19 protein-coding genes are annotated in these 21,348 nt (G+C 71.3%); 13 read left to right on the top strand and 6 right to left on the bottom strand.

Translation table 11 applies throughout. The features are described 5' to 3' along the window. Window positions 1–232: 232 nt before the first annotated feature. The 7 genes from OG370_RS23690 to pstB all read left to right on the top strand — a co-directional run bounded on the left by OG370_RS23690 (window position 233) and on the right by pstB (window position 8,713). Window positions 233–2,494: an RNA degradosome polyphosphate kinase gene (locus OG370_RS23690; RefSeq protein WP_328467480.1), complete on the top strand. Its 2,262-nt coding sequence runs from the start codon at window positions 233–235 to the stop codon at window positions 2,492–2,494. Continuing rightward, window positions 2,472–3,737, top strand: a complete 1,266-nt coding sequence (locus OG370_RS23685; protein WP_328467478.1) for a CHAD domain-containing protein — start codon at window positions 2,472–2,474, stop codon at window positions 3,735–3,737. The genes OG370_RS23690 and OG370_RS23685 overlap by 23 nt, the downstream gene beginning before the upstream one ends. After that, complete coding sequence (locus OG370_RS23680; protein ID WP_328467476.1) at window positions 3,734–4,153, top strand: NUDIX hydrolase; 420 nt, start codon at window positions 3,734–3,736, stop codon at window positions 4,151–4,153. Before OG370_RS23685 ends, OG370_RS23680 begins: the two co-directional genes overlap by 4 nt. A 418-nt stretch (window positions 4,154–4,571) precedes the next feature. Then, window positions 4,572–5,723, top strand: coding sequence for a phosphate ABC transporter substrate-binding protein PstS (pstS, locus tag OG370_RS23675; protein WP_328467474.1), 1,152 nt, complete (start codon window positions 4,572–4,574; stop codon window positions 5,721–5,723). Between the two features lie 108 nt (window positions 5,724–5,831). After that, entirely contained in the window at window positions 5,832–6,815 is a 984-nt protein-coding gene (gene pstC, locus OG370_RS23670; protein ID WP_328467472.1) for a phosphate ABC transporter permease subunit PstC, read from the top strand. Continuing rightward, entirely contained in the window at window positions 6,812–7,894 is a 1,083-nt protein-coding gene (gene pstA / locus OG370_RS23665; RefSeq protein ID WP_328467470.1) for a phosphate ABC transporter permease PstA, read from the top strand. The genes pstC and pstA overlap by 4 nt, the downstream gene beginning before the upstream one ends. Window positions 7,895–7,936: 42 nt before the next feature. Further along, window positions 7,937–8,713: a phosphate ABC transporter ATP-binding protein PstB gene (pstB, locus tag OG370_RS23660; RefSeq protein ID WP_328467468.1), complete on the top strand. Its 777-nt coding sequence runs from the start codon at window positions 7,937–7,939 to the stop codon at window positions 8,711–8,713. Window positions 8,714–8,859: 146 nt separating this feature from the next. On the opposite strand, the gene OG370_RS23655 is transcribed toward pstB, so the two are convergent. After that, window positions 8,860–9,855 carry an inorganic phosphate transporter gene (locus tag OG370_RS23655; RefSeq protein WP_328467466.1) on the bottom strand — a complete coding sequence of 332 codons (996 nt, stop codon included), beginning with the start codon at window positions 9,853–9,855 and terminating at the stop codon, window positions 8,860–8,862. Window positions 9,856–9,860: 5 nt separating this feature from the next. Further along, window positions 9,861–10,481 carry a DUF47 domain-containing protein gene (locus OG370_RS23650; protein WP_328467464.1) on the bottom strand — a complete coding sequence of 207 codons (621 nt, stop codon included), beginning with the start codon at window positions 10,479–10,481 and terminating at the stop codon, window positions 9,861–9,863. Between the two features lie 190 nt (window positions 10,482–10,671). Here OG370_RS23650 and OG370_RS23645 point away from each other — a divergent pair, with 190 nt between their 5' ends. Continuing rightward, on the top strand, window positions 10,672–10,998 hold the full coding sequence (locus tag OG370_RS23645; protein ID WP_328467462.1) for a metal-sensitive transcriptional regulator: 327 nt from the start codon (window positions 10,672–10,674) through the stop codon (window positions 10,996–10,998). An 83-nt stretch (window positions 10,999–11,081) separates the two neighbouring features. Here the strand turns inward: OG370_RS23645 and OG370_RS23640 are convergent, their stop codons facing one another. Both OG370_RS23640 and OG370_RS23635 read right to left on the bottom strand, forming a co-directional pair. Then, complete coding sequence (locus tag OG370_RS23640) at window positions 11,082–11,240, bottom strand: hypothetical protein (RefSeq protein ID WP_328474908.1); 159 nt, start codon at window positions 11,238–11,240, stop codon at window positions 11,082–11,084. 146 nt (window positions 11,241–11,386) lie between these two features. Then, the gene (locus OG370_RS23635) at window positions 11,387–12,238 is read right to left on the bottom strand and encodes a hypothetical protein (RefSeq protein WP_443060889.1); all 852 of its coding nucleotides are present in this window, start codon (window positions 12,236–12,238) and stop codon (window positions 11,387–11,389) included. Window positions 12,239–13,184: 946 nt separating this feature from the next. Here OG370_RS23635 and OG370_RS23630 point away from each other — a divergent pair. Continuing rightward, the gene (locus OG370_RS23630; protein ID WP_328467458.1) at window positions 13,185–14,783 is read left to right on the top strand and encodes an FAD-binding oxidoreductase; all 1,599 of its coding nucleotides are present in this window, start codon (window positions 13,185–13,187) and stop codon (window positions 14,781–14,783) included. Window positions 14,784–14,828: 45 nt separating this feature from the next. Here the strand turns inward: OG370_RS23630 and OG370_RS23625 are convergent, their stop codons facing one another. Next, a complete protein-coding gene (locus OG370_RS23625) occupies window positions 14,829–15,521 on the bottom strand; it encodes a phosphatase PAP2 family protein (protein ID WP_328467456.1) in 693 nt (230 codons plus the stop codon). A 279-nt stretch (window positions 15,522–15,800) separates the two neighbouring features. Next, the gene (locus OG370_RS23620; RefSeq protein ID WP_328467454.1) at window positions 15,801–16,820 is read right to left on the bottom strand and encodes a bifunctional lytic transglycosylase/C40 family peptidase; all 1,020 of its coding nucleotides are present in this window, start codon (window positions 16,818–16,820) and stop codon (window positions 15,801–15,803) included. A gap of 261 nt (window positions 16,821–17,081) precedes the next feature. On the opposite strand from OG370_RS23620, the gene OG370_RS23615 reads away from it, so the two are divergent. From OG370_RS23615 to OG370_RS23600, 4 genes are all read left to right on the top strand, one after another. Beyond that, window positions 17,082–17,390 carry a hypothetical protein gene (locus OG370_RS23615; protein WP_328467452.1) on the top strand — a complete coding sequence of 103 codons (309 nt, stop codon included), beginning with the start codon at window positions 17,082–17,084 and terminating at the stop codon, window positions 17,388–17,390. A 210-nt stretch (window positions 17,391–17,600) separates the two neighbouring features. After that, window positions 17,601–18,467, top strand: coding sequence for a hypothetical protein (locus OG370_RS23610; protein ID WP_328467450.1), 867 nt, complete (start codon window positions 17,601–17,603; stop codon window positions 18,465–18,467). Beyond that, window positions 18,457–19,806, top strand: coding sequence for a hypothetical protein (locus OG370_RS23605; protein WP_328467448.1), 1,350 nt, complete (start codon window positions 18,457–18,459; stop codon window positions 19,804–19,806). Before OG370_RS23610 ends, OG370_RS23605 begins: the two co-directional genes overlap by 11 nt. Further along, entirely contained in the window at window positions 19,803–21,347 is a 1,545-nt protein-coding gene (locus tag OG370_RS23600) for an SCO6880 family protein (protein ID WP_328467446.1), read from the top strand. The genes OG370_RS23605 and OG370_RS23600 overlap by 4 nt, the downstream gene beginning before the upstream one ends. The last annotated feature ends 1 nt before the right edge of the window (window position 21,348 follow it).

Raw genomic sequence — 21,348 nt, 5'->3', positions numbered from 1 at the left:
GCGCACCCTTGCTGGAAGCACCCCGCTTGCCTGACGGCAATGCTCTCTTTACCGGTCATTCAACCGCGCTTGCGAACATCGCTGGGTGCAGCACGCTGCCCCGCACCCCACACCCCCGCCCGACCTGCCGAAACCCGCAGGTACACGGGACAATGGAGCGACGGCCGTCGGCCGCCGTACGGGGGCCGCCCATAGGGCGGATGTGCCGGAACCGGAGGAGGGCTCGAAACCCATGGCCCAGACAAACCACCCGAATGTACCCGCGCAGACCGCCCAGGCGGCTCAGACTGCCGGAGGCACGGGCGGGCACGCCGCGAACGGCACCTTCAGCACTCCCGACGGCGCTTTCCGGCCGCGAGTGGTCCCCGCTCTCGACCCGGAGCCGCCCGGGCTGGCCGAGGCCGGCGAGGAATTCGGCGAGGAACTCCCGCAGGGCCGTTTCCTGGACCGCGAGCGCAGCTGGCTGGCGTTCAACGAGCGGGTTCTGGAGCTCGCCGAGGACCCGTCCACCCCGCTCCTGGAACGCGCGAACTTCCTGGCCATATTCGCGAGCAACCTCGACGAGTTCTTCATGGTCCGGGTGGCCGGCCTGAAGCGCAGGATGGCCACCGGTGTCGCCACCCGCTCCGCGTCCGGTCTCCAGCCGCGCGACGTGCTGGACCTGATCCTGACCCGGTCCCGCGAGCTGATGGCCCGGCACGCCGCCTGCTTCCAGAACGACGTCGGCCCGCAGTTGGCCGACGAGGGCATCCACGTCATCCGCTGGGGCGATCTGACCGGCCAGGAGCAGGCCCGGCTGGCCACCCTCTTCCGCAAGCAGATCTTCCCGGTGCTGACCCCGCTCGCGGTCGACCCGGCGCACCCCTTCCCGTACATCTCCGGCCTGTCGCTGAACCTCGCGGTGGTGGTCCGCAACCCGGTCTCCGGGCACGAGCACTTCGCCCGGGTGAAGGTGCCGCCGATCCTGTCCCGGCTGCTGGAGGCGAGCCCGCAGCGGTACGTCCCGCTGGAGGACGTGATCGCCGCCCACCTCGACGAGCTGTTCCCGGGCATGGAGGTCCTCGACCACCACATGTTCCGCGTCACCCGCAACGAGGACCTGGAGGTCGAGGAGGACGACGCGGAGAACCTGCTGCAGGCCCTGGAGAAGGAGCTGATGCGGCGCCGCTTCGGGCCGCCGGTGCGGCTGGAGGTCGAGGAGTCGATCGCGCCGCGGGTGCTCGACCTGCTCGTCCACGAGCTGAAGATGAAGCACACCGAGGTCTATCCGCTGCCCGGCCCGCTCGACCTGACCGGGCTCTTCGCGATCGCCGCCCTGGACCGCGAGGAGCTGAAGTTCCCGCCCTACGTGGCCGGCACCCACCGCGACCTCGCCGAGGTCGAGTCCGCCTCGCCGCCGGACATTTTCGCCGCGATGCGCGAGCGGGACGTCCTGCTGCACCACCCGTACGACTCGTTCTCCACCTCCGTGCAGTCCTTCCTCGACCAGGCCGCCGCCGACCCCGACGTGCTGGCCATCAAGCAGACGCTCTACCGCACCTCCGGTGACTCGCCGATCGTGGACGCGCTGATCGACGCGGCCGAGGCGGGCAAGCAGGTACTGGTGCTGGTGGAGATCAAGGCCCGCTTCGACGAGCAGGCCAACATCAAGTGGGCCCGCAAGCTGGAGGAGGCCGGCTGCCACGTCGTCTACGGCCTGGTCGGCCTCAAGACGCACTGCAAGCTGTCGCTGGTGGTCCGCCAGGAAGGCGACACCCTGCGCCGCTACAGCCACGTCGGCACCGGCAACTACCACCCGAAGACCGCCCGGCTGTACGAGGACCTGGGCCTGCTCACCGCCGACCCCAAGGTCGGCGCGGACCTCTCCCACCTGTTCAACCGGCTGTCCGGCTACTCGCGCCGCGAGACGTACAACCGGCTGCTGGTCGCCCCGCGCAGCCTGCGCGACGGGCTGATCCAGCGCATCCTCGCCGAGATCGGCCACCACCGCGCCGGGCGCCCCGCCTACGTGCGGGTGAAGGTGAACTCGATCGTCGACGAGGTGGTGATCGACGCGCTCTACCGCGCCTCGCAGGCCGGCGTGCCGGTCGACATCTGGGTGCGCGGCATCTGCGCGGTCAGACCAGGCGTGGACGGCCTGTCGGAGAACATCCGGGTACGCAGCGTGCTCGGCCGGTTCCTGGAGCACTCCCGGGTGTTCGTCTTCGGCAACGGCGGCGAGCCCGAGGTGTGGCTGGGCAGCGCCGACATGATGCACCGCAACCTCGACCGCCGGATCGAGGCGCTGGTACGGGTCACCGACCCGGGCCACCGCGCCACGCTCAACGGGTTGCTGGAGACCGGGATGTCGGACGCCACGGCGTCCTGGCACCTGGCGGCCGACGGCGACTGGACCCGGCACAGCACCGACTCCGACGGCCGCCCGCTGCGCAACGTCCAGGAAATGCTCATCGACGCCCGGAGGCGCCGGCGTGGCCCGTCAGCAGCAACATAGCGACCTGCTCGCACAGGAGATCCCCGGTCGACCGGGCGACGGCACGGACACGGGGAGCAGCGCGGTGGGCGTCAGCACGGGGGCCGACGGCAGGAGCGCGGGCGAGGCGCTGTCGTCCTATCTGCGCACGCAGGCGACCGCGTTCCTGCGCGGGCTCGGCGTGCGCGGCGACGACGAGGCCGTGGCGGACTCGCTGCTGCGCGGCAGTTCCCGGCGGATCGCCGGCGTGCTGCACACCTACGGCGAGCTGACCGACCTGGCCTGGGCGGAGCCGATGCGGGCCGAACTGGGCTGGCTGGGCGCCACCCTCGGCCGCGAGCCGCAGTACGCGGTGCGGCTCGGCCGCCTGCTGGACGCGCTGCGCCGGCTGTCCGCCCTCGCCCCGCCCGAGGACCCGCTCCCGCCTCCGCCGCTCCCCCAGGGCGCCCGGCGGGACACCGACCCGGCGACCAGTCCTGGCCCCGTGCCCGGACCGGCGTACGGCCGGCGTACGGGCGCGGACGCGGCGGCCGGAGCCGGTCTCGGCACGGAACCGGCGGGCGGGAGCGGCCGGCCCCCGGGGCCGCGGTCGGGCGGAGCAGGCGGCGTCGCGGCGGTCGCCGCGCGCGGCCCGGTTCCCACGCAGACCGGCGCGCCGCTGGCGGTCGGGGCGGCGCGGGCCGCCGCGCTGCTGGAGCGGCAGCTCACCTTGGCCCGTACCCGGGCGCACTCGGCGACCTTGCAGGCGATGGGCTCGGCCCGCTTCCACGCGCTGGCCGACTCCATCGCGGTGCTCGCCTCCGAGGTGCCGCTGACCGCGCGGGCCGGCCAGCCCGCGGCCGTGGTGCTGCCGCCACTGGCCGAGCAGGCGCACTCCCGGCTCGCCGAGGCGGCCGGCACGCTGCCGCTGCGCCGGGCCGCGCACCCGTACAACGCCGAGGCGGTGCAGGCCGCGCTCGGCGCCGAACTCACCGCGGACCTCCAGGACGCGCCCTGGCACCAGGTGCGCATCCTGCTGCGGCTGAGCCGGTACGCCGCCGAGGTGCCCGGGGCCGGCGGCCATGGCGACCCGCGGCTGGCCGAGGCCGCGCTCGTCCTCCAGCGGCACCACGAGGCCGCCGAGTCGGCCGCCGCGGTGTCCACCGCGGCCCGCACCCCCCGGATCGCCCCGGCCACCGCGTACGCGCTGGGGGTGCTGCACGCCGACCAGCGGCACGAGGTGGAGGCCGCCCGCTTCTCGTTCTCCCGGTTGTGGCAGTCATGAGCACCACGGTCAGGGCGGCCGGCACCGTGCTGTGGCGACGCGCCGCGGACGGCGGCGGGATCGAGGTCGCGCTCATCCACCGGCCGCGGTACGACGACTGGAGCCTGCCCAAGGGCAAGTTGAAGCGGGGCGAGGACCACGCGGCGGCCGCGGTGCGCGAGACCCGGGAGGAGACCGGCGTGGAGTGCGTGCTCGGCACGCCGCTGCCGGCCGCGCACTACTGGACCGCCGGGCGCCCCAAGGAGGTCAGGTACTGGGCCGCCGAGGCACCGTCCGGGCCAGCCGCGCCGCCCTTCTCGCCCAACGACGAGGTCGACCGGGTGGCCTGGCTCGCCCCGGAGGCGGCCCGGCGCCGGCTCACCCACGACCGGGACCGCGAGCTGATCACCGCGCTGCTGGGCACCCTGGCGGACTGACCGGCCGCGCGGGCCCCGTGGCGCGGTATCGCCGTAGCGCCGTGGCGCACCCGTCGCCTTAGCGCCCTCGCACGCCCTGTCGCGCCGTAGCGCCCGCCCCCGTACGGTCGGCGCGCCCCCCGCCGCCCGGTCCCGCCGTGCCCTCCGGCCGGCGCCCGCGGGCCTCCGTGCGCCGGTCCCATGCCCAGGTCACGTGCTCCTCGCGCACCCCACCCGGCTCATCCGAGCAGCCTCCCCGCACCGGGCCACCACACCGACGGATGAGGTTCACCTCGCGTTCACTCTCCCCCGTTGGCCGCTTCATCTGATCTGCCTAATTTCGGCCTTACCGGTGAGCAGCAAGGCGCCGGGTGGATGCAGATCACCAAACCCTCTGCTTCGCCGTCCACCGGCGGGCTTTTGGAAGGAACACACGAAGGTGAAGCTTCAGCGTAAGAGCGGACTGCGGGCCTTGACCGTCGGCGCGGTCGCGATTACCGGCGCGCTGGTCCTGACCGCCTGCGGTTCGGACAACAACGACAGCAGTGACAACAGCTCGTCGGCGCCCAGCGGTTCGGCCAGCTCGTCGACGAACGCGTCGTCGATCTCCTGCGCCAAGGGACAGATCCTGTCCTCCGGCTCCACCGCTCAGCAGAACGCGATGGAAGCCTGGGTGAAGAACTACCAGCAGGCGTGCTCCGGCGCGACGATCAACTACAAGCCGTCGTCGTCCGGCCAGGGCATCATCGACTTCAACCAGGGCACGGACGCCTTCGCCGGTTCCGACTCCCCGCTCGCCCCCGACGAGATCGCCTCCTCCAAGAAGGTGTGCACCGGCGGCGAGGGCATCAGCATCCCGATGGTCGGCGGCCCGATCGCGATCGGCTACAACCTGCCCGGCGTGAACGACCTGGTGCTGGACGCCCCCACCCTGGCGAAGATCTTCAACAGCAAGATCACCAAGTGGAACGACCCGGCGATCAAGAAGCTCAACCCGAGCGCCAGCCTGCCGAGCACCAAGATCCAGAGCTTCCACCGCCAGGACGACTCCGGCACCACCGACAACCTCACCAAGTACCTCGGTGGCGCGGCCAAGGCCGACTGGCCGTACCCGCACGCCAAGGCGTGGGCGGGTCACGGCGGCCAGGCCGTCGCCCAGTCCTCCGGCGTGGCCTCGCAGGTCAAGCAGACCGAGGGCGCGATCGGTTACTTCGAGCTGTCCTACGCGACCGCCGACCAGATCCCGACCGTCAAGATCGCCACCGGCGCCTCGCAGCCGGTCGAGGCCAGCAGCGCCAACGCCTCCGCGGGCATCGCGCAGGCCAAGGTCGTCGGCACCGGCTCCGACCTGGCGCTCGACCTGAGCGCGGCGTACACCACCAAGGCGGACAACGCCTACCCGATCGTCCTGGTGACGTACGAGATCGCCTGCGACAAGGGCAACAAGTCCGACACCCTGCCGCTGACGAAGTCCTTCCTGAACTACATCGCGAGCACCGATGGCCAGGGCCAGCTGTCCAGCGCCGGCTACGCCCCGCTGCCCGACGCGATCGCCACGAAGGTCCGCTCCGCCGTCACCGCTCTCTCCTGACCCACGCGGCGGGCCCCGCGGTCGACACGACCACCGCGGGGCCCGCCGTACATCCGGTGCACCGCCGCCGGGGGAGCAGTCCTCCCCCACCCCAGACCGGAGTTCCCCATGACAACCACCGCACCACCCCCCACCGCCCCGCCGCCGCCCCAGGCGAAGACGGTCACCCGCCCGGGCGACCGGATCTTCGCCGGACTCTCCCGCGGCTCGGGCATCTTCGTCCTCGTGATCATGGGCGCCATCGCGCTCTTCCTGACCGTCCGCGCGGTCAGCGCCATCTCCAAGGACCACGCGAACTTCTTCACCACCTTCGAGTGGAACGCGGCCCTGACCCCGCCGAAGTTCGGCATCGCCGTCCTCGCCTACGGCACCGTGGTCAGCGCCGTGATCGCGATGGCCATCGCCGTGCCCATCGCGGTCGGCATCGCGCTGTTCATCACGCACTACGCGCCGCGCCGGCTCGGCGACGTGATCGCGTACGTCATCGACCTGCTCGCCGCGGTGCCCAGCATCATCTACGGCCTGTGGGGCGCGCTCTTCCTGGTGCCGCACCTGCGCGGCCTGAACCTCTGGCTCAACGACTACCTGGGCTGGACGGTCCTCTTCCACAAGGACGACCCGAACTCCACCCCGCGCTCGCTGTTCACGGTGGGCATCCTGCTGGCGATCATGATCCTGCCGATCATCACCAACGTCAGCCGCGAGGTGATCCGCCAGGTGCCGAAGATGCACGAGGAGGCGGCGCTCGCGCTCGGCGCGACCCGCTGGGAAGTCATCCGCATGTCGGTGCTCCCCTTCGCCCGCTCCGGCATCATCTCCGCCTCGATGCTGGGCCTGGGCCGCGCGCTCGGCGAGACCATGGCGGTGGCCACCGTGCTGTCCGCCTCGCCGACCCTGAACGCGCACCTGCTGGACCCGGCCGGCGGCACCTTCTCGCAGAACATCGTCGCCAAGTTCGGTGAGGCCACCCAGTACGGCCGGGACGCCCTGATCGCGTCCGGCCTGGTGCTCTTCGTCATCACGCTGCTGGTCAACGGAGCCGCCCGGCTGATCATCGCCCGGCGCAAGGAGTACTCGGGGGCCAACGCATGACCGAGACCGCTGTCGACGCGACGCCGTCCCCCGCCCTCCCCACCTCCCCGCGGCTGGCGACCCGGCGGCTGCCGCGCTGGACACCGCCGGCGATCGCGCTCGGCGCGATCGTGGTGGCCGTCGCCATCGGCGCCGGCGCGGGCCTGCACAGCCACATCCAGTGGGGCCTGATCGCGCTGCTGCTCTTCGTCGCCGGGTCGTACGTGATCACCGCCCAGGTCGAGGGCCGTCGCCAGGCCAAGGACCGGGTGGCCACCAGCCTGGTCTGGTCCGCGTTCATCCTGGCCGTCCTGCCGCTGTACTCGCTGATCGAGACCACGATCAAGCAGGGCGCCGGCGTGATCGACGGCACCTTCCTGACCCACTCGATGAAGAACGTGCTCACCATCGAGCCCGGCGGCGGCATCTACCACGCCATCATCGGCACCGTGGAGCAGGTCGCGATCTCCGCCGCCATCGCCACCCCGATCGGCATCCTCACCGCGGTCTACCTGGTCGAGTACGGCCGGGGCTGGCTCGCCAAGGTGGTCACCTTCTTCGTCGACGTGATGACCGGCATCCCCTCGATCGTGGCGGGCCTGTTCATCCTGTCGCTGTGGTTCGTGGCCTTCGACAAGGCGCCGCAGTCCGGCTTCGCCGGCTCGCTGGCACTGGCGATCCTGATGACGCCGATCGTGGTCCGCTCCACCGAGGAGATGCTCAAGCTCGTGCCGAACGAGCTGCGCGAGGCGTCCTTCGCCCTGGGCGTGCCGAAGTGGCGGACCATCACCAAGGTGGTCGTCCCCACCGCCATCGGCGGCATCACCACCGGCGTGATGCTGGCGCTGGCCCGGATCGCCGGCGAGAGCGCCCCGGTCGCCCTGCTGATCTACGGCGCCCAGTACATCAACAACAACCCCTTCAAGGGCCCGCAGGAATCGCTGCCGTTCTACATCTACCAGCAGTACGTGAACGGCAACCCGGCGAGCTACGCCCGTGCTTGGGGCGCGGCCCTGGTCCTGATCGGCTTCGTGATGATCCTGAACCTCGTGGCCCGGCTCATCGCGCGCTGGAAGGCGCCGCAGCACTCAGGTCGCTGACGCGGCCATCAGCAGACCTAGAGAAATGAAGTGATCCCCACCATGGCCAAACGCATCGACGTCAGCGGCCTGTCCGCCTACTACGGCAGCCACAAGGCCATCGACGACATCTCGATGACCGTCGAGCCCGGCTCCGTGACCGCCTTCATCGGCCCGTCCGGCTGCGGCAAGTCCACCTTCCTGCGCACCTTGAACCGCATGCACGAGGTCACCCCCGGCGGCCGCGTCGAGGGCAAGGTGATGCTGGACGACGAGAACCTGTACGCCAGCGGCGTGGACCCGGTGACGGTGCGGCGCACCGTCGGCATGGTCTTCCAGCGCCCGAACCCGTTCCCCACCATGTCGATCTACGACAACGTGGCGGCCGGCCTGCGGCTCAACGGCGTCCGCAAGAAGGGCGAGCTCGACACCATCGTCGAGAAGTCCCTCAAGGGCGCCAACCTCTGGAACGAGGTCAAGGACCGGCTGAACAAGCCCGGCTCCGGGCTCTCCGGCGGCCAGCAGCAGCGGCTGTGCATCGCCCGCGCCATCGCGGTCGAGCCGCAGGTGCTGCTGATGGACGAGCCGTGCTCCGCGCTCGACCCGATCTCCACCCTCGCCATCGAGGACCTGATCGGGGAGCTGAAGGAACGCTTCACGATCGTGATCGTCACGCACAACATGCAGCAGGCCGCGCGGGTGTCGGACCGTACCGCGTTCTTCAACCTGGCCGCCGTCGGGCAGCCCGGCAAGCTGATCGAGATCGACGAGACCCAGCGGATCTTCTCCAACCCGTCGGTCCAGGCGACCGAGGACTACATTTCCGGCCGCTTCGGCTGATCCCAGACCGCCGTGCGGTGCTGCATGGCGGTGCCACCGCAGGGCGCGCGGGCCCCGGTTCCCCTTGAGGGGGCCGGGGCCCTTCGCATGACCGTTCAGCGAGGCCGTTCGCAAGATGACCCTGCCGACGGAGTGGCCGGCCGGGGTCAGCCGAAGACCAGCCGGACCAGGTAGAAGCAGACGGCGGCGACGACCGCCGCGGCCGGCATCGTGATGAACCAGCCGCCGACGATGTTCTTCGCCACGCCCCAGCGGACCGCCTTGACCCGTTTGGTCGCCCCCACGCCCATGATCGCCGAGGTGATGACGTGCGTGGTGGAGACCGGCGCCGCGAAGACGTACGAGGTGGTGTAGAGGATCGCCGCGGAGGTGGTCTCGGCGGCGAAGCCCTGCGGCGGGTCGAGGTCGATGATCCGGCGGCCGAGGGTCCGCATGATCCGCCAGCCGCCCGCGTAGGTGCCCAGCGACATCATCGCCGCACAGATCAGTTTCACCCAGATCGGGATGCCGAATCCGCGGCTCGGGTCGTGGATCACCAGCGCCAGCACCACCACACCCATCGTCTTCTGGGCATCCTGCAGACCGTGGCCGAGTGCCATCGCGGCCGCCGAGACGGTCTGCGCCATCCGGAAGCCGCGCTTGGCCTTGTGCGGGTTGGAACCGCGGAAGAACCACAGGATCGCCATCATCACCAGGTAGCCCACGAGCAGGCCGACCACCGGCGAGAGGAACATCGGCACGATGACCTTGTCGACCACGCCGTCCCAGTGCACCTGGGTGCCGCCGGCGAGCGCCGCGCCGACCAGACCGCCGAACAGCGCGTGGCTTGAACTCGACGGCAGCCCGAAATACCAGGTGACCAGGTTCCATACAATGGCTCCGGCGAGCGCGGCGAACAGGATGGCCATCCCGTTGCGGCCGTGTGGCGTGGCGATCAGGCCCTTGCTCACGGTGGAGGCCACCTTGGAGCCGAGGAAGGCGCCGAGCAGGTTCATCACCGCGGCCATCGCCAGCGCCGCCTTGGGGGTCAGCGCGCGGGTGGAGACCGAGGTGGCGATGGCGTTCGCCGAGTCGTGGAAGCCGTTGGTGTACGTGAAGAAGAGCGCGACCCCGATGGTCACGACCAGAACGAAGGTGTCCACGAAGGTCAGGACTCCTTGACCGCGATGGTCTCCACCGTGTTGGCGACGTGCTCGAACGCGTCGGCCGCCTCTTCCAGCACGTCGACGATCTGCTTGAGCTTCAGCACCTCGATCGCGTCGTACTTGCCGTTGAACAGGTGCGCGAGCAGCTTGCGGTGGATCTGGTCGGCCTGGTTCTCCAGCCGGTTGATCTCGATCCAGTACTCGGTCAGGTTCGACATGGTGCGCAGGTTGGGCATCGCCTCGGCGGTCAGCTCGGCGGCTCTGGCCAGCACCTCGATCTGCTGCTCGACGCCCTTGGGCAGCTCCTCGACGTTGTAGAGGACGACCAGGTCGACGGCCTCCTCCATGAAGTCCATGATGTCGTCCAGCGAACCGGCGAGGGTGTAGATGTCCTCCCGGTCGAACGGCGTGATGAAGGAGGAGTTGAGCTGGTGGAAGATCGCGTGGGTCGCGTCGTCCCCGGCGTGCTCGGCCGCCCTCATGCGTTCTGCGATCTCGGTCCGGGTCGGCGAATCGGCCCCGAGCAGTTCCATCAGAAGCTTCGAACCGGTGACGATGTTGTCCGCGGATGCGGCGAACATGTCATAGAAGCTCGTCTCCCTGGGGGTCAGACGAAAGCGCACGTGAGGTCCTCGGGGTGCATGAGTTTCGGTCTCGTTGATGCTAGGTGCATCATCCGGCCGCGGCTAACCGGCGTCCACCAGTGTCGCCCATCGGACGAAGTCCCCCTGACAGGGGATGCCTCGCACAGGGTATCGATTCGGTAAGCTATACCCATCGGGGGTATAACGGGACAGAAGGGCAGGCAAGCGGATGGCCACGGAAGGCATCGCCGGGGAGATTGTGAAGCCGCACGGGCCGCATGGCTACAGCCATGACAAAGAGTCCCATCTGAAACGGCTGCGCAGGATCGAGGGTCAGCTGCGCGGACTGCAGCGGATGGTCGAGGAGGACGTGTACTGCATCGACATCCTCACCCAGGTCTCGGCGAGCACCAAGGGGCTGCAGTCCTTCGCGCTCCAGCTGCTGGAGGAGCACCTGCGGCACTGCGTGGCCGCGGCCGCGGTCGGCGGCGGCCCGGAGATCGACGAGAAGGTCGCCGAGGCGACGGCGGCGATAGCGCGACTGCTGCGCACGTAGTCGCGGCGCGGGCGGAAGCGGGGTCGCGGTCCGGGCGCGGTGCCGGGTGGAGGCAGGCGCGGCGCGGGCGGGGTTGGGGAGGGCTAGTTCGCCTGGGCCAGCGGGACCCGGGCGACCTCCAGCACCTCGTCGATCCGGTCGAAGCTCAACCGCTCCTCGACGGCGGCGGAAGCGGCGATCATCAGCTCGCCGCACAGATCGATCTCGGCCAGCGCCACTGGATCGTCCTGCACCGATGTCATGGGCGACGGCGCCATACCCGCACCACCTCCTCTACGCATCCCCGTACGCCTGCGAACGGCCGTCATCAAGCGTAGGGACCATACGTGACCCGGCGCATGGCACGGATGGACCATTTCCAGTAGGCCCGTTCCGGCGGTGCCCCGGTCTACGGCTGGGCAGAAACGATCTTGCCGGTCCAGATGTCGGTACCGCCGGGCGTGGTCACCGCGACCGGGGTGCCGAACGCGTCGTAGGTCGTGGTGGAGACAACTGTCACATCCTGGCCGGCGGCCCCGGTGCTTTTCGGGGTGCCGGTGCCCTTGCGGTCGGTGCTCTTGCCGTCGGCCGTGGTGCTCATCGTGAACCGCTCGGTGAGCTTACGCAGCCGCCCCTGCGCGTCCAGCCACGCGTCGAACGGCACCCGGGTCACCGTGAAGCCCGCCGCCGCGGCGCTCAGCGGGCCGCGCACCGCGGGCGAGGCGATCCGGGCGGCCCTCGCGATGTCGGTGGTGCCCCGGAAGTGCCGCACCTGGACGCCTTGCAGTTGCTCGGTGCCGGAGTACGTCACGTCCTCGGCGCCGCGCAGCAGTTCGGCGGCGGCCAGCGGTTCGGTGGCGCCGCCGGTGACCAGGTTCCCGTCGGGGAGGCGGGTGGTGTCCACCCGGACCCACTTGCCGGCGGGGACGCCCGCGCCGCGGTTCTTCATGTAGAGGGCGCCGGGCGTCATCAGTTCGGTGATCGGCTTGTGCTCCTCCTTGCCGACCGCGTCCTTGGGCAGCAGCACCACCACCTCGCCCCGCTGCTCGGCGTAGTCGAAGCCGCCGGTGCCGGTGATGGTGACCCAGGTGCCGCCGCTGGCCATCCGCATCGCGGTGACCACCTTCGAGCTGCCCGCTTTGACCAGGGTGTCGGCGGCGTTGGTGACGGCGCGGGTCTGGGCCGCGTCCGCGGGGGTCGAGCCCGCGGAGGTGCCCGCGGCCGGGCCGCCGCAGCCCGATGCCAGCGCGGCCGCGCACACCAGCGCGGCGGCCGCGGCCGCGGACTTCCGCGGTGTCGCGGGGCCGCGGCGCCCGTGCTGCCCGAACCGCCCGTAAGGCCTGTTCTGCCCGTGGTCCGGGCGGTGGGCGTCCGTCGGCCCGCCGTCTGCTGTCGCACTCGTCGTGCCCGCCTCTGGGGTCACCGTTGCCACCATCGCCCGTCCATCCCTGCACCCGCCCTACCGGCTGGGTCTCACCGGGATAACGACGGTCTTGAGCGGGCCGTCACGCCCGTTACGGTGGAGTCGTGTCCGATGTCGGAACAACGGGGTGTGCCTCCGGCGGTGATGGCCGTCATGACGTGGCCGTCGTCGAACGGGGGGCCTTCGCGGTGGCGCGGTGCTCGTGCGGGTGGAAGGGACCGGCTCGCCGAGCGCGGGACCGTGCTCGCCGCGACGCGGAAGACCACCCCGCCTAAGGGTGCCCCTGTCCGCCCGGGGTGCCTTGTACGGACGGTCCCCGGATCACCCGTCCGTAAGTGGCTGAGCGCGCCGTTCTCCCCCTGGCTTCGCCGGGAGGTACCCCAGCGCCCCTGAGGGGGTTGCTCGCCGTTGCCTGCTTCCCGTACCCGCTACGGGCTGGTGCGCTGGGGAACAGCCGCACATACTCAGGGGGCGCTGGGGGTACTCCCCCTGGCTCCGCCGGGGGCACCCCCACCCAGGCGAAGCTCTGGGGGTGGGGGTACCTCCCGGCGAAGACAGGGGGAGAACTGCGCGGCCAGCCACCCTCCGTGGCGCGCCGGGCCCACCGGCTCGGCCCCCGCGGCGGGTTCGATGGGGCCACCGGCACATGGGGGCTGCCCAGCAAGTGATCGCAACCGGCAGAGGTGATGCGGCGTCTTGGGTTTCTGAAGGTGCGGGTGTGGCGGAACGCACCTGCCTCCAGGCCCGGGTTCGGGCCACACGCGTGGATGCGACGGTGGAACGCATGGGCCGGGGAGAAAACCGGAGCCGGGTTGTCGGCAAAAGCCCCCGCAGGGTAAAGCGGCGAACCGCGCTGAAGGCGGGCGGCGGGGTGCTGGCCGCGACGGCGCTGAGCGGGTGCGGCGACGGCGGCGGGGACGACGCGAAAGCGCCCGCGCCCGCCTCGGGTTCGGGGACGCCCTCGTCCGCGAAGCCGACCGCGTCGGGCACCCCGTCACCGGTGAAGCCGGACTGGCCGACGCTGGCAAGGTCGCTGGACGGGTCGCTGGTGCGCCCGCAGGACAGCGGGTATGACGTGGACCGCCGCCTCTACAACACCCGTTTCGACTCGCTCCGGCCGGCCGCGGTCGCGTATGTCACCGGCGCCGACGACATCCGCACCTGCCTGGAGTTCGCCCGCCGTACCGGGATCACGCCCGTCGTCCGCAGCGGTGGCCACTCGTACGCGGGCTGGTCCAGCGGCACCGGCCGGCTGATCGTGGACGTCTCGAAGCTCGACTCGATCCGGGTGAACGGCACGACCGCCACGATCGGCGCGGGCGCCAAGCTCATCGACGTCTACAACACCCTTGCGCAGTACGGCCGGACGATCCCGGGCGGGTCGTGCCCGTCGGTGGGCGTCTCGGGGCTCACGCTCGGCGGCGGTCATGGCGTGATGAGCCGTTCGATGGGGCTGACCTGCGACAACCTCATCGGCGCGACGTTGATCACCGCGGACGGCCGCAGCCACGCGGTGTCCGCCGACGCCGAGCCGGACGTCTTCTGGGCGCTGCGCGGCGCGGGCAACGGCAACTTCGGCGTGGTGACGTCCCTGACGTTCGCCACCCACCCGGTGCCGGCCGTGGTCACCGGCTATCTGACCTGGCCGTGGAGCCACGCCGCCGACCTGGTCGGCGGCTGGCAGAGCTGGGGTCCCGACCTGCCCGACCACATCTGGTCCGCGCTCGACCTGAACTGCACGGTCGGCCAGAGCCCCACCGTCTCGGTCGCGATGACCTCCACAGGGTCGCGCGACGACCTCGCCGCCGCCGCGGACCGGCTGGCCACCGCGGTCGGCGCCCCCGCCACCTCGGTGTCACTGCGCCCGCACACCTACGTCGATGCGATGTTCTCCTACGCCGGCTGCGAGGGCCGCAGCGCAGCCCAGTGCCATCTCGCCCCGGTCGGCAGCCTGGAGCGGGACACGTACACCGCGCGCTCCGACTTCTACGACGTCAACCTGCCGGCCGGCGGCGTCCAGGCGCTGGTCGGCCGGTTGCAGCAGCTCGCCGGCCAGTCCGGCGGCGGCGCCGGCAGCATCGCCCTCACCGCGCTGGGCGGCGCGGTCAACCGCCCCTCCGCCACGGCCACCGCCTTCTCCCACCGCGGCTCGCGCTTCCTGGCGCAGTACCTCGCCTCCCACGAACTGTCCGCCACCTCATGGCTGGACGACACCCACACGGCCCTGCGCCGCTACGCGTCCGGCGCCGCCTACCAGAACTACACCGACCCGTCGCTGACCGACTGGCGCACCGCGTACTACGGACCGAACGCCGACCGGCTGACCGCCCTGAAGAAGCAGCTCGACCCGAACCGCCTCTTCGACTTCCCGCAGGCGCTGTAGCCGCCGGCCCCGAACGGGCGGCCCGGCGCAGGCACCGCGCGGTCCTTACGCCGCCAGGTCCTTGTCGGTGGCGCTGTGCCGGACCTTGCGTGGGCCCAGCCGGCTGGCCGCGGGTGCGGCGCTCGGTGAGGAGCGGACCAGCACCGCGGCGCGGCCGCGGGCCACCCCGGTGGTGAGCCGGGTGAGCAGCGCGAGGGCGGGCGCGGTCAGCAGCAGCACGGTGGCGGCGCCGAGCGCGAAGCCGCCGATCACATCGGTCGGGTAGTGCGTGCCGACGTAGATGTCGCAGAAGCCCTCGGCGAGCGCGGCCAGCAGCGCGATCACGCCGAACCTGCGGTCGACGGTGAACAGCCCGACCGCGACGGCGGCGATGACTGCGCTGCGCACGCTGACGAAGGAGTAGCCGCCGTCGTGCACCAGCACATGGAGGCCGTCGTGGTCGGCGTAGGGACGGGGCCGCTGGACGAAGGCCCGGATCGGCAGGTCGAGCAGCGTCGCGATCCCGGCCGCGAGTCCCGACCACAGCACGCCGGCGACCGCGGCCGGCGCGTCCTCGGCCCGCCGGGCCACCCGCCACCAGCACCAGACGGCCAGCACCAGGGCCAGGGCGACCAGGCCGTATCCGCCGGCCCACGCCACGGCCCGGTCCACGCCGTGCGAGGCGTGCCCGGACAGGCCGTTGATCCCGCGCAGCAGGCTGACGTCGGGGTTCACGGTGTCGCCTGTGACCTTCGCCATCGGGTCCACCCCTCGTCGGGCAACGCAACTGGAAGGTGCGTTCACGGTCGGCTCGTGCGCAACCCCCGTCGCTTGCGTCTCGCGCCATTCTCCCCCGTACAACGGTCGGCACACTACGTAGCGTTCCGGTCTTCGCCAGATGATCACCATGCTGTTATGCAAGGGTGACCAGGGGGAACGGTCGGGCGGCCGGAAACCCCCCAGCCTTGGGGCCGAGCATCACCCTGCGCACTCGTCACACGGGTGTCCTCCGTCACGGCTCCCGGAGGAGACGCTCCGTCAGGACGCGGACGACGCCGACGACGCGGTGGGCAGCGCCTGCGCCCCGCTCGCGGTGACCCGGGTCGCCCCGATGTAGTCGGGCGAGTCGATCGGGTCGAACCGGATCACCGCGCCGGTGTGCGGCGCGTCGATCATGTAGCCACCGCCCACGTAGATCCCGACGTGGTGGATGGAGCGCGGGTCACTCAGATCGTAGGCGAAGAAGACCAGGTCGCCGGGGAGCAGTTCGGCCCGGCTCGGGTGCGGCCCGGCGTTCCACTGGTCGTTGGCCACCCGCGGCAAGGTCACCCCGACCGCGTGGTACGACGCCTGCGTCAGCCCCGAGCAGTCGAACCGGCCGCCCTGCGCCGCCGTGCCCTCCCCGCCCCACAGGTACTTGGTGCCGAGCTTCGACTGCGCGTAGGTGATCGCGCCCGCGGCCTGCTCGGTCGGCTCCAGCCGCGCGACCGGCGCCGCGAAGCTCTGCGCCAGGGAGCGGATGGTCTTCACGTAGTTCTGCGTCTCGGCGTACGGCGGGACGCCGCCGGCCTTGATCACCGCGTAGGCGCCGGCGTTGTAGGAGGCGAGCATGTTGTCGGTGTTGTCGCCCGGCACGTCCTTCACGTAGGCGGCGAGCTGGCAGTCGTACGTGGCGGCCGAGGGAATCGCGTCCTGCGGGTCCCACACGTCGGCCTTGCCGTCGCCGTTGCCGTCGATGCCGTGGGTGGCCCAGGTGCCCGGGATGAACTGCGCGATGCCCTGCGCGTCCGCCCCGCTCTGCGCGTGGGCGTTCCACCCGCTCTCCTGGTAGAGCTGCGCGGCCAGCAGCGACGGGTTGAGCGACGGGCACAGGTCGCCCCACTTCGCCACGATCGGCTCGTACTCGGCCGGGACCGAACCCTTGGCCAACGTCACCGCCTGCCCGTTCTCGCCGTCCGACAGGCCCGCGGCGGCCGAGAACGTGCCCACCACGAGCAGCGCGAGGAACGAAAAGCACAGGCCCAGAGCGATGATGACGATGAGCCAGATCCGGCGCACGAGGTCCCCACCCTTCCGATCCTTGTACGATCCCGCCCTCTTCGTTGCCCTACGGTGATGCTCGTGATACACACAGTAGTCGTCTGTGTCCCTCGAACACCGGTCCGTCCCCAGTCTGACGGGTGCGGGCCGGATCACACGGACGATCCGCCGAGAAAGTCGCCCAGTCGACATCCAACAGCGGATTCCTCCGTCAAGATAGATGATGGCCCCTTGCGCCCCGGCGAGGGAGTCAACTGATCGAGCGGGGTGGTGAGTTACATGTTTCTGGCAGCGGCGAAGGGCGACATCAACACCATCATCGGTGGCATCGCCCCGGACTGGGGACCCTTCGGTTCCCTCGGCAACGAAGCGCGTGTGATGGTCGAGGTGGTCATGGCGGTGGCGATCCTGCTGTGCCTGGCCCTGGCCATCTGGGGCGCGGCCAAGCAGCGGATCGGCGCGACCGCGCTGCGCGACACCTTCAGCGCGGAGCAGGGCAAGGGGCTGATCATCGCCGGTCTGACCGGCGTGTTCATCATCGGTTCCCTCGGCACGCTGTTCACCATCGTCTACGGGATGGCGATCTAGCCCGGCCCGACCGGAACCGCCGGACCGTCCTCCCGGCACCCCCGGGTGCCACTGTTCCCCTGACGGAGCCCGTCCCAGGCTCCACCGTCCCGACCGAGGCTGCGTGCTGATGCCCACTCAACCAAGCAGCGCTGTCGTCCTCCGCGACACGCTCCGCCGTGACACGCGCCGCCGCGCCGTGCCCGCGGCATCCCGGGGGGCGACCGCACGATGAGCCTCGGCCAGGACGGCCCCCCGACCCGGACCCGGATGCCCGAGGGCCACGGCACGCACGGCCAGGCCGGGCGACGCCCGCAGCCGCGGCGCGCGCTGGCCACGGTGGTCGGCGTCGTCGTCGTGCTCGTCGCGGCGCTGGCGTTCGCCACCCGCGGCGGCGGGTCCTCGTCCTCCACCGACAACGCCGGCCCCGGCTCCGGCTCCGGCGGGAGCAGCGGCGCGGGCTCCTCCGCGAAGAGCTCCACCTCCGCCACCGCGCCCACCGGCGAGAGCCCCGTCACCGGCAGGTCCGGCGGCATCCCCGCCGGGTTCGCCCACACCCAGCAGGGCGCCCAGTCCGCGGCGGCCAACTACGCGGTCGCGCTGGGCGGCGTCGACATGTTCAACACGACCGCCCGGCACCGGATCGTGGCGACCGTGTACGCCCCGTCGGCCACCGGGACCCTGCAGGGCTCGCTCGACCAGGCGTACTCCACGGGCGCGATAAAGGCCCTCGGCCTCAACCCCGACGGCTCCGCGCCGCAGGGACTGACCCTCGTCTCCCGGACGATCCCGGTCGGCACGAAGACCACCGCCGGCACCGCGGACGCGGTCACCGTCGAGGTCTGGTGCACCGCGCTGGCCGGCCTGGCCGGCAAGGACTCCACCAAGCCGGTCACGGCCTCCTGGTTCACCATCACCGAGAAGCTGGTGTGGGACACCTCCGGCACGTCGGGCGGCAGCGGCGGCGGGGACTGGAAGATCGCCTCCTCCAGCCAGCAGGACGGGCCCGCGCCGGTCAGCGGCGACCAGCAGATCGCCACGGCGGACCAGATCGCGGGTGCCGTACAGCAGTACGGAGGGTTCACCTATGCGAGGTAGCGGCCGCGCCAGGCTCCTCCCCCTGTCGGCAGTCGTCGTCACGCTGCAGACGGCGCTGTGGACCCTCGCGACGCGCGCGATGGCGGACCCGTCGGCCACGCCGACGCCGACGACGTCGGCGTCCAACGACACCTGCAGTCTGCTGTCGGGGCCCACGAAGGACTACTGCAACAGCGGCACGACCCCCGTCGCGCCGAAGGGCGACAGCGGCACGAGCAGCCTCGACCCCCTCACCTCCCTCGGCAAGGGCTGCGCCGAAGCCGCCTCCTGGACGATCGACAAGCTCTCCACCGCGGTGACGAAGACGACCGAGGTGGACTTCACGAACACGGAGTTCCTGCGGCAGTACGCCGTGGTGTTCGCCGCCTCCACGATCCTGACCCTGATCCTGTGGCTGCTGGCGGTGGCCAAGCGCGCGGTGCGCGGGGTGCCGATGACCGAGGCGCTCACCGAGGCGGTCGGCTTCCTGTGGCTGACGGTGCTGGCCTCCGCCTTCACCCCGCTGGTGCTCTACACCGTGGTCTCGGCGACCGACGCGGTCACGGATGTGATCTCGTCGGGCACCAAGTCGAACACCGACGTGTTCTTCGGCTCGTTCTCCGGCGCCCTGAAGAAGGGCGACGACATCGGCGGCGGCCCGGTCATGCTGATCGTGGTCTCCCTGGTGTCGGTGCTGGCCGCGGGCGTGCTCTGGCTGGAACTGGTGATCCGCGCCGCGCTGCTGTACGTCGGCGCGCTGCTGGGCACCGCGGTGTACGCGGGCCTGGTGGACAAGAACATGTGGCACCACGTCAGGCGCTGGGCGGGCATCATGATCGCGGTGATCCTGGTGAAACCCGTGGTCGTGATCGTGCTGGGGCTGGCCGGCGCGCTGTCGGGGTCGAAGAACGGCCCGAACTCGTTCTCCGCGGTCGTGTCGGGCCTGGCGATCATCCTGCTGGCGATCTTCGCCAGCGCGATGATCTACCGGTTCGTACCCGGCTTCGGCGACGACGTGGTGAGCCTGCGCAACAACCGCAAGGCCAGCGGCCAGAGTTCCGCGGCCGCGGTGATCTCCTCGCCGGCCGCGCTGGTCCGCCAGGGCATCACCACGCACAGCGCCCGCGGCGGCCCGCAGGAGCAGGCCCAGGGCGGCGGCCAGCCCGCCAACCCGGTGGCCGGCGGCATGGCCGCGCACAGCACCCGCGGCGGCGGTGCGGGCGGCTCGGGCGGTTCCGGCAGCGGCTCAAGCGGCGGCTCCGGCGGCAGCGGCCCGCTCAGCGGCTCCCCGTACCGGTCCGGCTCCGGCCCGGCGTCGGGTTCGAACAAGGGCTCTTCCCAAGGAGGTGAGCGCCGGTGACGACCCAGCCGTTCACCCAGCCGCGCCGCACGTATCTGATCGGAAAGGCGCGGCCGAACGCCATCGTCGGCAAGAACCGGGAGACCGGCGAGATCTCGCTGATCATCGTCGGGGCGGCGCTGGGCATGATGTCCGGCCTGCTGATCCCGGTACTGCTGCTGCGCATCGTCGGCCTGGTCGGCTGGCCGGTGCTGGCGCTGGCCGCGGTGTACATGCCCTACCGGCGGCGTACGTTCTACCGCTGGTTCGAGATCAACCGGGCCTACCGGCGGATGCTGCGGGTCGCGCCGGCGTACCGCTCCTCGGCGCAGGAGGCCGGCACCCAGATGGACGGGCGGGAGATCGAGATCGGGCCGCCGCCGGGGATCGGCCGGATCACCTGGCTGGCCGCGCCGTTCGGGCCGGACGAGATCGCGGTGCTGCTGCACGTGGACCGCCGTACGGTCACCGCGGCGATCGAGATCGAGGGCCCGGGCGTGGGCCTGCGCGACAGCGAGGACCAGGAAGCCCTGGTGGAACGCTTCGGCACCCTGCTGAAGCACGTGGCCAACGGCGACGGCTTCGTGACGCGGCTCCAGATGCTCGCCCGCACGCTGCCCGCCGACCCGGACGCGCACGCCAAGGACGTGGCGCAGCGCGGCGAACCGGACGCGCCACGCTGGCTGCAGGACTCCTACGACCAGCTCCAGTCGATGGTGTCGACCTCCTCCGAGCAGCACCGCGCCTACCTGGTGGCGTGCATGCACTTCACCCGCGAACTGGCCGCCGAGGGCAACGCGATGGCCCGCGCGACCATCGCCCGCGGCACCCGGGTGGACAAGGACGCCGGCCTGGCCGCGGTGATGGCCCGCGAGCTCAACGACATCTGCGCCCGCCTCGCCGAGGCCGACATCCGGGTCCGGCAGCCGCTCGGCCAGGCCCGGCTGTCGTCGCTGGTGCACTCGATGTACGACCCGGACCACCCGATCGACCACATCCAGGCGATGACCCGCCGCAACGCGTGGCCGGCCGAACTGGACGCCACCGAGCCGACGTTCCTCCAGGCGAAGACCCGGGAGTCGAGCACGCGCGCGCCCTGGCACCACGCCACGGCGTGGGTGAAGGAGTGGCCGATGACGCCGGTGGGCGTCAACTTCCTCGCGCCGCTGCTGGTGCACACCCCGGACGTGATCCGCACCGTCGCGGTCTGCATGGACCTGGAGCCCACCGACGTGGCGATCGAGCGGATGCTGACGGAGAAGACCAACGACGACGCCGAGGCGAGCCGGGCCGCGAAGATGAACCGGGTGGTGGACCCGCGGGACGTGGCCCACCACGGCCGGATCGACCAGCGCGGCGAGGACCTGGCCAGTGGCGCGGCCGGGGTGAACCTGGTCGGCTACATCACGGTGTCCGCGCGCTCCCCGGAAGCGCTGGCGCGCGACAAGCGCACCATCCGCGCTTCCGCCGGTAAGTCGTATTTGAAGCTCGAATGGTGCGATCGTGAGCACCACCGGGCATTCGTCAACACGTTGCCGTTCGCTACCGGCATCCGCCGCTAGC

The sequence above is a fragment of the Streptomyces sp. NBC_00448 genome (genome assembly GCF_036014115.1).
GTDB lineage: Bacteria > Actinomycetota > Actinomycetes > Streptomycetales > Streptomycetaceae > Actinacidiphila.
This window is presented reverse-complemented; position numbering and strand designations above follow the sequence as displayed.